We start from the raw sequence: 12957 nt of genomic DNA, 5'->3' as shown, positions 1-12957 counted from the left end.
GAGGCCGCATGAGCGGGGTGCGGCTCGCGTTCTCCTGGTTGACGGTGCTGCCGGTACCGGGGCCGGAGCAGGTCGATCGTGAGGTCGCAGCGCGCGGTATCAGGGTGGCGCCCTTGGTCGGTGTGCTGCTCGGAGCGGCGGCGGCCGGGCTGCTCTGGTTGCTGACGACGGCAGGTGCGAATCCACTGCTGGCCGGGTTCGTCGTGGTCGCCGGACTCGCGTTGATCACCCGCGGCATGCACCTGGATGGTCTGGCCGATACGTTCGACGGGCTCGGGAGCTATGGGCCGCCGGAGCGGGCCCGGCAGATCATGAAAAGTGGCGGGGCGGGGCCGTTCGGGGTGGCGGCGATCGTGTTCTCGATTGCGGTGCAGGCGGTGTCGTTCGCGGCGCTGGCGCAGGCGCACCGGTGGCTCGCGGTGGCGCTCGCGATCGCGCTCGGCCGGGTCGCGGTGGTGCTGGCCTGTCGTGCCGGTGTCCCAGCCGCGCCGGACACCGGGTTCGGCGCGCTGGTGGCCGCCACGCAGCGGGTGTGGACCGGGCTCGGGTGGGTGGCCCTCGCGATAGTGCTCGCGGTCTTCGCCGTACCTGGTCGTCCCTGGCTGGGACCGCTGGTGGTGCTGGCCGCGGTCGCGCTGTCGGAACTCCTGGTCCGCCACACCACACGCCGTTTCGAAGGATTGTCCGGTGACGTGCTCGGCGCCGCGCTCGAGCTCACAGTGGGCGCCGCCGCGGCCGGATTGTCGCTGGCCGCATAGGGTTCGGCCACAGTCGCGGCACTCCCCGACCGGGTGTTTGCCAGTGATTTCCGCCGCTGCCGCGCTGACCGTCTGGGTCGGGATTTAAGGTGTCAGCATGTCTTCCGAGCGCCTCTATTTCCGACAGCTGCTGTCCGGGCGGGATTACGCCGTGGGTGATCCGATCGCCACCCAGATGCGCAATTTCGCCTACCTGATCGGCGACCGGGAGACCGGCGACTGCGTGGTGGTGGATCCGGCGTACGCCGCCGCCGATCTCGTCGACGTCGCCGCGGCCGACGGCCTGCGGCTCACCGGCGTGCTCGCGACCCACCACCACCCCGATCACGTCGGCGGCAGCATGCTCGGCTTCACGCTCGGCGGCGTGCGCGAGTTACTCGAGAAGACCAGCGTCCCAGTGCATGTCAACAGTCAGGAACTGTCCTGGGTGGCCAATGTCACCGGCATCGCGCCCAGCGAGCTCACCGGCCACGAGCACGGCGACACGATCTCCGTCGGCGCGTTCGACATCGAATTGCTGCACACCCCCGGCCACACCCCGGGCAGCCAGTGCTTCCTGTTCGACAACCGGCTGATCGCCGGCGACACCCTGTTCGTGGACGGCTGCGGGCGCACCGATTTCCCCGGCGGGGACTCCGAGGAGATGTTCCGCAGCCTGCGCTATCTCGCCGGCCTGAATTCCGACCCGGTCGTCTACCCGGGCCACTGGTATTCGCAAGAACCGAGCGCGTCCCTGTCGCATATCAAGGACAACAACTACGTCATGCGCCCGCAGACGCTGGATCAGTGGCAGATGCTGATGCCGGGCTGAAACACGAACGGGCCGGGCTGTGGAAACAGCCCGGCCCGTTCGATGTGTGGACTCAGCCCATCGGGTTCATCCACCCGTGGATGTCGGCGAAGGTGCCCCGCTGGATACCGGTCAGTGTGTCGCGCAGGGCCATGGTGACCTCGCCGGGCTCGCCGCCGCCGATGGTGAACTCGCCGTCGGCGGATCGCACGGACCCGACCGGGGTGATGACGGCCGCGGTGCCGCAGCCGAAAACCTCGGTGATCTCACCGGATTCGGCGCCGCGACGCCATTCCTCGACCGAGATCAACCGCTCCTCGACCTTGAACCCGGAATCGGCGGCCAGGGTGAGCAGCGAGTCGCGGGTGATGCCGGGCAGCAGCGAACCGGACAGCTCCGGGGTCACCAGCCGCGCCTGCGATCCCGAGCCGTACACGAAGAACAGGTTGTTCGTACCCATTTCCTCGACGTAGCGGCGCTCGCACGCGTCCAGCCAGACCACCTGATCGCAGCCCTGCTCGGAGGCTTGCGCCTGCGCCAGCAGCGACGCCGCATAGTTCCCCGCCACCTTCGCCTCACCGGTGCCGCCGGGCGCGGCCCGCACGTACTCGGTGGACAGCCACACCTTGACCGGCTTCACCCCGCCCTTGAAGTACGCGCCCGCGGGCGAGCCGAGCAGCAGGTACTTGTAGGCGTCGGCCGGTTTGACGCCCACCCCCACCTCGGTGGCGAGCAGGAACGGCCGCAGATACAGCGAATCCTCGCCACCGGCCGCGGGCACCCAGCGCTCGTCGACCGCGAGCAGCTGACGCACGGACTCGACGAACAACTCCTCCGGCAGCTCGGCCATGGCCATCCGCCGGGCCGACCGCTGGAACCGCGCGGCATTGGCGTCGATTCGGAAACAGGAGACGCTGCCATCGGCTTGGCGGTAGGCCTTCAAACCCTCGAAGATGGCCTGGCCGTAATGGAAGACCATGGTCGCCGGGTCCATCGACAGCGGGCCGTACGGTTCGACGCGGGCGTTGCCCCACTGCCCGTCGGCGTAATCGATCGACACCATGTGGTCGGTGAAGTACCGGCCGAATCCGGGCGCCGTCAGGATCTCCTGTACCCGCTGCGCCGGGGCGGGCGCAGGATGAGGAATACGGGTGAACTCTGCGGCAACGGTCATGACGGTGATCCTATCTCGGTCCGATTTCCACGACACGCGCTGTTCGGCGCGCCGTTCGCGCCGAGGTTCGCCCACTCCGCGCGCCGGCCGCAAGTACCTCGCGCGTTCCTGACATCCCGGCCGGCAATACCGCGGTCGGACCGGTTCCTGCTGCGCAAGTTGCCAGGTGTTACGCGGTGCGCACCGCGACGAACGGCGGCTTGATCACCTCGCAGCGCAACCGCCGACCGCGCACGTCGACCTCCACCTCGTCGCCGGGGTTCAGGCCAGCGTCGGTATCGAGCAGCGCCAGGGCGATACCGACCTTCAGGGTCGGCGAAAAGGTGCCGGAGGTGGTCGCACCGACGGGCTCGCCGTCACGCAGCACCGTCTGCCCCTGCCGCAGCACACCGCGATCGAGCGCCTTCAGTCCCATGAGCAGCCGCCGCGGCCCGTCCGCCTTCTCCCGCGCCAGCGCCTCGCGGCCCCAGAACTCCGGCTTCTTCCAGCCGACGGCCCAGCCCGCGCGCGCCTGCACCGGCGAGATCTCCAGGGACAGTTCGTGTCCGTGCAGCGGGTAGCCCATCTCGGTGCGCAGGGTGTCGCGCGCGCCGAGCCCGGCGGGTTGCCCGCCGGCGGCCACCACCTGCTCGGTCAGCGCCCGGAACAGCGCCTCGGCGTCGGCCCAGCGCGGCAGCAGCTCGTAGCCGTGCTCGCCGGTGTAGCCGGTACGGCACACCCGGACCGGGCGTCCGTCCCATACGGCGTCGGCGTAGGCCATGTACTCCAGTTCGGTGGGCAGGCCGAGCGCAAGCAGCACATCCGCGGACTTCGGGCCCTGCACCGCGAACACCGCGAACTCGCGATGCTCGTCGGTGACCGTGATCCCCGCCGGCGCCACCTTCTGCAATTCGGCCACGACCGCGGCCGTGTTCGCGGCGTTGGGCACCAGGAAGATCTCGTCGTCGCTGACGTAGTACGCGATCAGGTCGTCGATGACGCCGCCGTCCTCGGTGCAGCACAGGGTGTACTGCGCCTTGCCCGGCCGGATCCGCGCGAGATCGTTGGTCAGCGCCGAATTCACGAAATCCTTCGCGCCCGCGCCGCGCACCGTCGCCTTGCCCAGATGGCTGACATCGAAGAGCCCGACCGCACCGCGCACCGCCTGATGCTCGGCGACCGTCCCCGCGTACGACACCGGCATCTCCCAGCCGCCGAACGGCGCGAACGTCGCACCGAGCTCGACGTGAACAGCGTGGATGGGCCCCTGCAGCAGCTTCGTATCGGTCACCCCGCGCAGCTTAGTCGCACCACCGGCCCCGTCGGCGCCGGTCGAACGCGCCACCGGGTTTCGGCGCGAGACACACACGCACCGCACGCCCGCGGCGCGGGCACCGCGTGCGAACCACCCAGTAACCTGACCCGCATGACCGCTGTTGCAGATCGCTCGCTCGGACCGGAGCTGACACGCGTCCAGACCATCAACCCCGACACCGATGTGCTGGTGATCGGATTGACGTCCTCGGAGAACGGTCCGGCCATCGTCCCGGAGGACCTGTTCGGCGATGTGCTGCCCGAGGACCTCCGCGCGGAACTGCTCGATCAGCTCGGCGCGGTCGGCGCGAAAGGCAAGGCGGAGGAGCTGACTCGGGTCCCCGCGCCGGTCGGGCTGGACGGTGTGACCAGTGTGCTCGCGGTCGGGCTGGGCGCGGCCGAGAAGATCGACGAGGAGCAGGTCCGCAAGTCGGCCGGTGTGGCCGCGCGTTCGCTCTCGGGTACCGAACTGGTCGCGACCACGCTGGGCGGCATCGATCTCGGCGCCGCCGCGGAGGGTTTCTACCTGGGCGCATACGTTTTCACGCCGTTCAGGTCGGCCAAGTCCGCACCCAAGCCGGACGAGCAGCCGGTGGCGCGCGTCGAATTCCTGGTCCCGGAGCCGGATTTCGGCGAGAACGCGCTGCTGCGTGCCCAGCTGACGGCCGAAGCCGTCGCTACCGCACGAGATTTCGTGAACACCCCGCCCAGCCACCTGTACCCGGCCGAGTTCGCCGACCGGGCCCGTGAGCTCGCCGAGGGCGCGGGTATCGAGGTCGAGGTGCTCGACGAACACGCTTTGGCCGCAGGCGGTTTCGGCGGCATCCTGGGTGTCGGCCAGGGTTCCTCGCGCCCGCCGCGCCTGGTCCGGCTCACCTACTCCGGCGGGCCGAAGAAGGTGGCGCTGGTCGGCAAGGGCATCACCTTCGACACCGGCGGCATCTCCATCAAGCCCGCGCAGAACATGGAGAACATGACCTCGGACATGGCCGGCGCCGCCGCCGTGGTGGCGACCACGCTGCTGGTCGCGCGCCTGGGCGTGCCGATCACCGTGACCGCGACCGTGCCGATGGCCGAGAACATGCCCTCGGCCACCGCGCAGCGCCCCGGTGATGTGCTCACCCAGTACGGCGGCACCACGGTCGAGGTGCTCAACACCGACGCCGAGGGCCGGCTCATCCTGGCCGACGCCATCGTCCGCGCCTGCGAGGACAACCCCGACTACCTGATCGACGTCGCCACGCTCACCGGCGCGCAGATGGTGGCGCTGGGCACCCGCACCCCGGGCGTGATGGGCACCGAGGAGTTCCGTGACCGGGTGGCGTTCCTGTCCCGCGCGGTCGGCGAGAACGGCTGGGCCATGCCGCTGCCCGCGGAACTGCGGTCGGACCTGAACTCCAAGATCGCCGACCTGGCCAATGTGGCGCCGCACCGCTGGGGCGGCATGCTCTCGGCGGGGCTGTTCCTCAAGGAATTCGTGCCGGAGGGCGTGCAGTGGGCGCACGTCGATATCGCGGGCCCGGCATACAACACGGGCGGGCCGTTCGGCTATATCGGCAAGGGCGGCACCGGCGTTCCGGTGCGCACGCTGATCGCCGTCATCGAGGACATCGCCGCCTCGTAGTGGGCACGCCGCCGACGAGCCGCTCCGTACCGAACCGGCTCGTCGGCACCGCCGTCACAGGTCGCGCAACTCCTGCTCGAAAGCGCGCTGCCGCTCGATCTTCTTGCGCGCGTCGTAGTCCCGCATCCGCTGCGGATAGCCGGTCCGGCCGACGTCGTAGACGGGGATGTGCAAATCACCGGCAAGCCGGGCCGCACCGCGCCCGCCGACGATCCGGCGGGTCCATTCCCCATCCGCGGCCACCAGCACCACTGTGACATCGGTCACCGTGGTCTTCGGTTCGACGAATCCCTCGACCCCCACGTGCGTGCGCACCCATTCGCGCATGTAGCGCAGATCGTCCTTGGTCGAAGTCCCCGCACGTGAAGGGCCACCAGCACCCCTCGCGGCGCCTTTGAACCGATCCAGCAAACCCATCAGCGCCGACCTCCTAGCGACACCGGAGAACCAATCCCCACCGGTACCCCCATCTTGCCAGCTCGACGAGAATTAACCGGTTTCTTGGCTGCCCTGTGCTACACGCCACCCGTGCGAGTGCAAGGATGGATCGCGGTACAAGGAACCACCCGGATCTCCGGTGCCACCGGAACGGTCGGTGGCTGACGGGCATTCGTCGCGACCTGCGGCGGCGGCCCGCCGGAGATCAACTGTTGCAAAATCCGTCGAGCAGTCAGAGGAGTCAACGGACATGGCCTTCTCCGTCCAGATGCCGGCTCTTGGTGAGAGCGTCACCGAGGGAACGGTGACCAGGTGGCTGAAGCAGGAAGGAGACACGGTCGAGGTCGACGAGCCACTGCTCGAGGTCTCCACCGACAAGGTCGACACCGAGATCCCGTCCCCGGCAGCCGGTGTGCTGTCCAAGATCGTCGCCAACGAGGACGATGTGGTCGAGGTCGGTGGCGAACTGGGTGTGATCAGCGAAGCCGGTGAGGCGCCCGCCGCCGCACCCGCTCCCGCACCCGCGGCGGCCGAGCCCGAGGCTCCCGCCCCCGCACCGGAACCCGCGCCCCAGGCGGCCGCCCCGGCCCCAGCCGCACCCGCGGCCTCCGGCACCGGCGGCTCCGGCACCCCTGTGAAGATGCCCGAGCTGGGCGAATCCGTCACCGAGGGCACCGTCACCCGCTGGCTCAAGGCCGTCGGTGATTCGGTCGAGGTCGACGAGCCGCTGCTCGAGGTCTCCACCGACAAGGTCGACACCGAGATCCCGTCGCCCGTCGCGGGCACGCTGCTGGAAATCAGCGCGCAGGAAGACGATGTGATCGAGGTCGGCGGTCAGCTCGGTGTGATCGGCAGTGGTCAGCCCGCCGCCGCGCCCGCCCCGGCTCCGGCCCCCGCGCCCGCCCCGGCCGCCGCGCCGAAGCCGGAACCGAAGCCCGAGCCCGCCCCCGTGGCCAAGGCTCCCGCGCCCGCCCCGGCGCCTGCGCCTGCGCCTGCGCCTGCGCCTGCGCCTGCGCCGAAGGCTCCCGCCCCGGTCGCCAAGGCTCCGGCCGCCACCGCGTCCTCGGGCAATGGCGCCACCCCGTATGTCACCCCGCTGGTCCGCAAGCTGGCCGAGGAGAACGGGGTCGACCTGGCCTCGCTCACCGGTTCCGGTGTCGGCGGCCGCATCCGCAAGCAGGATGTGCTCGCCGCGGCCGAGGCCAAGCAGGCGCCCGCCACCGCGAGCGCCGCGCCCGCCGCCCCGGCCGCCAAGGCCGCACCCGCGGCACCGCTTCCGCAGCTGGCGCATCTGCGTGGCACCACGCAGAAGGCCAACCGCATCCGCCAGATCACGGCCACCAAGACCCGGGAATCGCTGCAGACCACCGCGCAGCTCACCCAGGTGCACGAGGCCGATGTCACCAAGATCGCGGCACTGCGCGCGCAAGCCAAGGCCTCCTTCAAGGAGCGCGAGGGCGTCAACCTGACGTTCCTGCCGTTCTTCGCCAAGGCCGTCGTCGAGGCGCTGGGTGTGCACCCGAACGTCAACGCGTCCTACGACGAGCAGACCAAGGAAGTCACCTACCACGCCGCGGTCCACCTGGGCATCGCCGTGGATACCGACAAGGGGCTGCTGTCCCCGGTCATCCACAACGCGAGCGATCTGTCGCTGGCCGGCCTGGCCCGTGCCATCGCCGATATCGCCAACCGCGCCCGCAACGGTGGCCTCAAGCCCGACGAGCTGTCCGGCGGCACCTTCACCGTCACCAATATCGGCTCGCAGGGCGCGCTCTTCGACACCCCGATCCTGGTGACGCCGCAGGCGGGCATGCTCGGCACCGGCGCGATCGTCAAGCGCCCGGTGGTGGTGACCGACGAGACCGGCAACGAGTCCATCGGCGTGCGTTCGATGTGCTACCTGCCGCTCACCTACGATCACCGTCTCATCGACGGCGCCGACGCGGGTCGCTTCCTGACCACGATCCGGCACCGGCTCGAGGAAGCGGCGTTCGAGGCCGACCTCGGTCTGTAAGCACCGATGAAGGTGGTGATCGCCGGGTCATCCGGTTTGATCGGGACAGCGCTCGTCGCGGCCCTGCGCCGCGACGGGCACGAGGTGGCCCGGCTGGTGCGCCGGGCCGCCGCGGTGCCCGGCGAATTCACCTGGGACCCGGTCCGCGCCGAACTGGACGTGCGCGCCCTGCGCGGCGCGGACGCGGTCGTCAACCTGTGTGGCGCATCGATCGGCGGGCGACGCTGGACCGGCAGCTACCAGCAGGAGTTGCGAGACAGCCGGATCACGCCGACCGATGTGCTGGCTTCGGCTGTCGCAGCCGAGGGCGTGCCGGTGCTGGTCAATGCCAGCGGCGTGCACTTCTACGGCGGCACCGAACGGGTGGTCGACGAATCCGCTCCCGCCGGAACGGGTTTCCTCGCGACCCTGTGCCGCGACTGGGAGGCCGCGACCGGCCCCGCCGCGGCCGCCGGCGCCCGCGTCGTGCTGCTGCGCAGCGCGCCGGTGCTCACCGCGCACGGCGGCATCCTCGGCCGGCTGCGGCCGCTGTACCTGCTCGGCCTCGGCGGGCGCCTGGGCAGCGGGCATCAGTACTCCCCGTGGATCTCCGGCGCCGACGAGATCGGCGCGATCCTGTTCGCGCTGACCCACGACACTCTTTCCGGCCCGGTCAACGCCGTCGGCCCCACCCCCGTGACCAACGCCGAATTCAACCGCGCCCTCGGCCGGGCACTGCATCGCCCCACACCGTTCTCCGTCCCGGCTTTCGCGCTGCGGGCCTTGGTCGGCGAGTTCGCCGACGAGGCCATCCTGTCCGGCCCACGCGCCGTCCCCACAGCCCTGGAATCAGCCGGCTACCACTTCCACCACCCCACCATCAGCGCGGCGCTCGCGGCAGTCACCGGCCGCGACGACTGACGCACCGCACCCTGGTCAGCGAGTTCGCCGACCAGCCACGCTGTCCGGCCCGCGCGCTGTTCCCGCGGCACTGCAATCAGCCGGCCACCACCTCCACCACCACCCACCGTCAGCGCGGCGCTCGTGGCAGCCACCAGTCGCCGCCGGTCGGCCGAAATCCGCGCGACCACTACCTGCCGATCCCTGTTCGAAGGCAGGCCGGCCCGGTGATCGCATGGCCTCGGCAGGCACACCTGTGATCTTGCGAACCGGGCGCGGCCGACGGCGCGTCGATCAGCGACAATCGGGGTGACAGCTCCCACCGACCAGTACCTCGAAGGCGACCGATGACCGACACCGAGCTACGTCCCGCGACCGTCATCCGTGACGCGCGGGAAGCCGACCTGATGGCGATCCTGGACATCCACAACGCGAATATCGCGGCGTCCACGGCCATTTGGGATACCGATCTGGTCGGGTTGGACGATCGGCAGGCGTGGTTCCGGGATCGCACCGCGGCGGGCATGCCGATCCTGGTCGCCGAGGTCGACGGCGAACTCGCCGGGTATGCCAGCTACGGGCAGTGGCGGCCGAAGTCCGGGTACCGCTATTCGGTGGAGAACTCGGTCTATATCGCCGAGCGGTTCCATCGGCGCGGCCTGGCCACGGCCCTGCTCACCGCGCTGATCGCGGGCGCCCAGGACTCCGGCCGCGTACACGCGATGATCGCCGCCATCGAGTCCTCCAACACCGGCTCCATCGCCCTGCACGAGCGCTTCGGCTTCGTCACCGTCGGCCAACTGCCCGAGGTCGGGCACAAATTCGGCCGCTGGATGGATCTCACGCTCATGCAGCTCACCCTCCCGCTGGACCCGAGCTGAGGCACCGCACATGCCCTGCGCGCACACCACGTGGGCGATCGCCTAGGTGATGTGGACGAGCAACCTGTGCTGACTCGGTTAAGGCACCGCTAATCCCGCAACTTCGGGGCGCCGGCCCGGCCGGACCCCCTGTTGCTACCGCGTGCGCTGGGCGTAGCGTCGGAGCGGTGAACGACACGCGCACCATTCGGTCCGCCAGATTCGATTCGACCCCGATCGTGGTCGAGGATCTCGGGCTCATCGACTACCACAGTGCCTGGGACCGGCAACGCGCTATCGCCGCGGAACGCGCCGACGGCAACGGTTCGGATCACCTGCTCCTGCTCGAGCATCCGTCGGTGTACACCGCCGGGCGGCGCACCGAGCCCGAGGACATGCCCATCGACGGCAGTCCCGTGGTGCAGGTCGATCGGGGCGGCAAGATCACCTGGCACGGTCCCGGGCAGCTCGTCGGCTACCCGATCGTGCGGCTGGCCGAGCCGGTGGATGTCGTGCACTATGTGCGCCGCCTCGAGGAGGCGCTGATCTGCGTCGTCGCCGGTTTCGGCATCACCTGCGGCCGGGTCGAAGGCCGCTCCGGTGTGTGGCTGCCCGCCACCGAGGTGTTCGCCGAACGCAAGATCGCCGCCATCGGCGTGCGGGTGCAGCGCGGTGTTGCGCTGCACGGCATTTCGCTCAATTGCACCGCCATGGACGGCTTCGGGGCGATCATCCCGTGCGGGATCCGCGACGCCGGCGTCACCACGCTGTCGCGTGAGCTCGGCCGCGATGTCACGGTCGAGGAGGTCAAGCCGCTGGTGGCCGCCGCGATCGTGCGAGCCCTGGACGGCGAGTTGCCAGTTACCGAGCACGATATTCCCCGTGTCGGAAATGCCACAGGCGCCGACACAGCCCGTTCCGCCGTTTCGGCCCAGGCGTAAGGTCGATCACGTGACCTCAGCTCAAGCCCCGGCAGGACGCAAACTGCTGCGGATCGAAGCGCGCAATTCGGAGACCCCGATCGAGCGCAAGCCCAAGTGGATTCGTACCCGCGCCACCATGGGCCCCGAGTATTCCGAACTCAAGGGCCTGGTCAAACGCGAAGGCCTGCACACCGTCTGCGAAGAAGCCGGTTGTCCCAATATCTTCGAATGCTGGGAGGATCGGGAAGCCACCTTCCTGATCGGCGGCGAGCAGTGCACCCGCCGCTGCGATTTCTGCCAGATCGATACCGGCAAACCCGCCGCACTCGATCGGGACGAGCCGCGCCGCGTCGCCGAGAGCGTCCAGGCCATGGGCCTGCGCTACTCCACCATCACCGGCGTCGCCCGCGACGATCTGGACGATGGCGGCGCCTGGCTCTACGCCGAAACCGTCCGCGCCATCAAGGCGCTGAATCCGGCCACCGGCGTCGAGTTGCTGATCCCCGATTTCAATGCCGACCCCGATCAGCTGGCAGAGGTCTTCTCCGCACGCCCGGAGGTGCTCGCGCACAACCTGGAGACGGTGCCGCGCATCTTCAAGCGGATCCGCCCGGCCTTCCGCTACGAGCGTTCGCTGGCGGTGCTGACGGCGGCGCGCGAGGCGGGCCTGGTCACCAAGTCCAACCTGATCCTGGGCATGGGCGAGACTCCGGAAGAGGTCACCCAGGCCATGCGCGACCTGCACGAGGCCGGCTGCGACATCCTTACCATCACCCAGTACCTGCGCCCGTCGCCCCGGCATCATCCGGTCGATCGCTGGGTGAAGCCCGAGGAGTTCGTGGAGCATTCGAAGACGGCCGAGGAGATCGGCTTCGCGGGTGTGATGGCGGGGCCGCTGGTTCGCTCGTCCTACCGCGCGGGCCGGCTCTACGCCCAGGCGATGGCCCATCATGGCCGCGAAATCCCTTCGGCCATGGCACATTTGGCCGCCGAAGGCACCGCTTCGCAGGAAGCCAGCGCCGTGCTGGCCCGATTCGGCAGCTAGCCCTGGACAACCCGCACCCTTCGGGGTGCGGGTTCCTGGTCACACCATGTACAGAACCCGCATCGAGCACCCGATAGCCACCGGCCGCATCCACTGGCTGCCCGCCGAACACCGTTTCGGCCCCGTCACCGGTGGCCTCTACCATCCGTCCGCCCTGCCCGGCGTCGGCACGGGTATCCGCCTGGGCGATCTCCTGCTCGGCATCCAGATCGAGCGCTCCGGCCAGCACTCCGACGAAGGCGAACTCGTCCAAATCGCCTTCCACGCCCCCACTCTCGCCGCCCCCCACCTCTACCCCGGCGCCCGCTGGACCATCTTCGAGGGCCCCCGCCCGGTAGCCGAGCTCGCGATCAAAGCGGTCCTGATCAAAACCTCCTAAACCGGCCCGCACACCTCCCCCGGCGCCGCCGCCGTCGCCCGAATCAACTCCCCCACCAACGCGAAGTCGATGTCGCTGGGCTTCCGAAACCGCAAGCACCCCTTCCCCATATCGAACCCCGCCAGCTTCTCCGCGAACGCCACCCGCACATCGCTGCGCAACACATACACCGAGATGTACAGCTTCTGAGCCGCGAACCCGAACTCCACCGTCCCACCCCGCTCATACCCCGGCATCCCGTACCGCATCACCTCGTCGAACCCGGCCAGCCCGGCCCGGCACAGCCCCACCAGCCGCGTCACCACCTCCCGCCGCCCCTCTGGCAGGTCAGCCAGATACTCGTCGACAGTCGCCGCGTTGCTCTGCACCACGCCGCCGATCGTATGCCGACCGCACGGACTCACCGTCGCGGCACGCAATGACTACGCCCCCTCGCGTCGTCCACCCCTTCGACGGCATGCTGATTCTGCCCATGATCCCCGTGACCACGCCGTTGTGGTGCCAGGCCGGATACGTTTACGACATCTACCACGCGGCTCGAGACTGCGACCTACTGGATGCCGACCTCCGGCTCGCCGAACGATGCGGGCAGAATGCACGTCGAGAGGTCGTCCGGATTCGTGATGTGCGTCCCCGCGGAGTCGCGTCCCCATTTTGTCTTCCCGTCGAGGCCGCCAGGCACAATGGGCGGCGGATCGGTGTGAACCTGTCGCGAACGACAGCCCAGTGGACGACTTCGGTGTGCGGACGCGCAGAGTGCTGGCGCCGAGATCCTGCGCT

Annotated in this window: 13 protein-coding genes; 9 read left to right on the top strand and 4 right to left on the bottom strand. The window is 69.6% G+C overall.

Annotated elements, in window-relative coordinates; all coding sequences use genetic code 11:
• The first annotated feature begins 8 nt into the window (after positions 1-8).
• Positions 9-758 carry an adenosylcobinamide-GDP ribazoletransferase gene (locus ACFVMC_RS17405; RefSeq protein ID WP_379211324.1) on the top strand — a complete coding sequence of 250 codons (750 nt, stop codon included), beginning with the start codon at positions 9-11 and terminating at the stop codon, positions 756-758.
• Positions 759-855: 97 nt separating this feature from the next.
• Positions 856-1569, top strand: a complete 714-nt coding sequence (locus tag ACFVMC_RS17400) for an MBL fold metallo-hydrolase (RefSeq protein WP_379211323.1) — start codon at positions 856-858, stop codon at positions 1567-1569.
• Between the two features lie 52 nt (positions 1570-1621).
• Here the strand turns inward: ACFVMC_RS17400 and ACFVMC_RS17395 are convergent, their stop codons facing one another.
• Together ACFVMC_RS17395 and gcvT are read right to left on the bottom strand one after the other, a co-directional pair.
• On the bottom strand, positions 1622-2722 hold the full coding sequence (locus ACFVMC_RS17395) for a branched-chain amino acid aminotransferase (protein ID WP_379211321.1): 1101 nt from the start codon (positions 2720-2722) through the stop codon (positions 1622-1624).
• 169 nt (positions 2723-2891) lie between these two features.
• On the bottom strand, positions 2892-3992 hold the full coding sequence (gene gcvT / locus ACFVMC_RS17390; protein WP_379211319.1) for a glycine cleavage system aminomethyltransferase GcvT: 1101 nt from the start codon (positions 3990-3992) through the stop codon (positions 2892-2894).
• Between the two features lie 135 nt (positions 3993-4127).
• Between gcvT and ACFVMC_RS17385 the strand changes: the two genes are divergently transcribed.
• Positions 4128-5639, top strand: coding sequence for a leucyl aminopeptidase (locus ACFVMC_RS17385; protein ID WP_379211318.1), 1512 nt, complete (start codon positions 4128-4130; stop codon positions 5637-5639).
• A 54-nt stretch (positions 5640-5693) separates the two neighbouring features.
• Here ACFVMC_RS17385 and ACFVMC_RS17380 read toward each other — a convergent pair whose 3' ends face one another.
• Positions 5694-6056: an oxidoreductase gene (locus ACFVMC_RS17380; protein WP_379211316.1), complete on the bottom strand. Its 363-nt coding sequence runs from the start codon at positions 6054-6056 to the stop codon at positions 5694-5696.
• 271 nt (positions 6057-6327) lie between these two features.
• Here ACFVMC_RS17380 and sucB point away from each other — a divergent pair, with 271 nt between their 5' ends.
• The 6 genes from sucB to ACFVMC_RS17350 all read left to right on the top strand — a co-directional run bounded on the left by sucB (position 6328) and on the right by ACFVMC_RS17350 (position 12177).
• Complete coding sequence (gene sucB, locus ACFVMC_RS17375) at positions 6328-8091, top strand: 2-oxoglutarate dehydrogenase, E2 component, dihydrolipoamide succinyltransferase (protein ID WP_379211314.1); 1764 nt, start codon at positions 6328-6330, stop codon at positions 8089-8091.
• A gap of 6 nt (positions 8092-8097) precedes the next feature.
• The gene (locus ACFVMC_RS17370; RefSeq protein ID WP_379211312.1) at positions 8098-8991 is read left to right on the top strand and encodes a TIGR01777 family oxidoreductase; all 894 of its coding nucleotides are present in this window, start codon (positions 8098-8100) and stop codon (positions 8989-8991) included.
• 326 nt (positions 8992-9317) lie between these two features.
• Positions 9318-9851 carry a GNAT family N-acetyltransferase gene (locus tag ACFVMC_RS17365; protein ID WP_379211310.1) on the top strand — a complete coding sequence of 178 codons (534 nt, stop codon included), beginning with the start codon at positions 9318-9320 and terminating at the stop codon, positions 9849-9851.
• Between the two features lie 167 nt (positions 9852-10018).
• Positions 10019-10771 (top strand): lipoyl(octanoyl) transferase LipB, encoded by a 753-nt coding sequence (gene lipB / locus ACFVMC_RS17360; RefSeq protein WP_379211309.1) that lies wholly within the window; start codon positions 10019-10021, stop codon positions 10769-10771.
• Positions 10772-10781: 10 nt separating this feature from the next.
• Entirely contained in the window at positions 10782-11798 is a 1017-nt protein-coding gene (gene lipA, locus ACFVMC_RS17355; RefSeq protein ID WP_379211308.1) for a lipoyl synthase, read from the top strand.
• A 46-nt stretch (positions 11799-11844) separates the two neighbouring features.
• Complete coding sequence (locus ACFVMC_RS17350; protein WP_379211307.1) at positions 11845-12177, top strand: hypothetical protein; 333 nt, start codon at positions 11845-11847, stop codon at positions 12175-12177.
• Here the strand turns inward: ACFVMC_RS17350 and ACFVMC_RS17345 are convergent.
• Positions 12174-12548 carry an iron chaperone gene (locus tag ACFVMC_RS17345; protein WP_379211305.1) on the bottom strand — a complete coding sequence of 125 codons (375 nt, stop codon included), beginning with the start codon at positions 12546-12548 and terminating at the stop codon, positions 12174-12176. The two genes, ACFVMC_RS17350 and ACFVMC_RS17345, sit on opposite strands and share 4 nt — an antisense overlap.
• Between the last annotated feature and the right edge of the window lie 409 nt (positions 12549-12957).

Origin of the sequence: Nocardia sp. NPDC127579 (genome assembly GCF_042672005.1) — a bacterium.
Lineage (GTDB): Bacteria > Actinomycetota > Actinomycetes > Mycobacteriales > Mycobacteriaceae > Nocardia.
The sequence above is the reverse complement of the archived record's forward strand: the minus strand, read 5'-3'. Positions and strand labels throughout refer to the sequence as shown.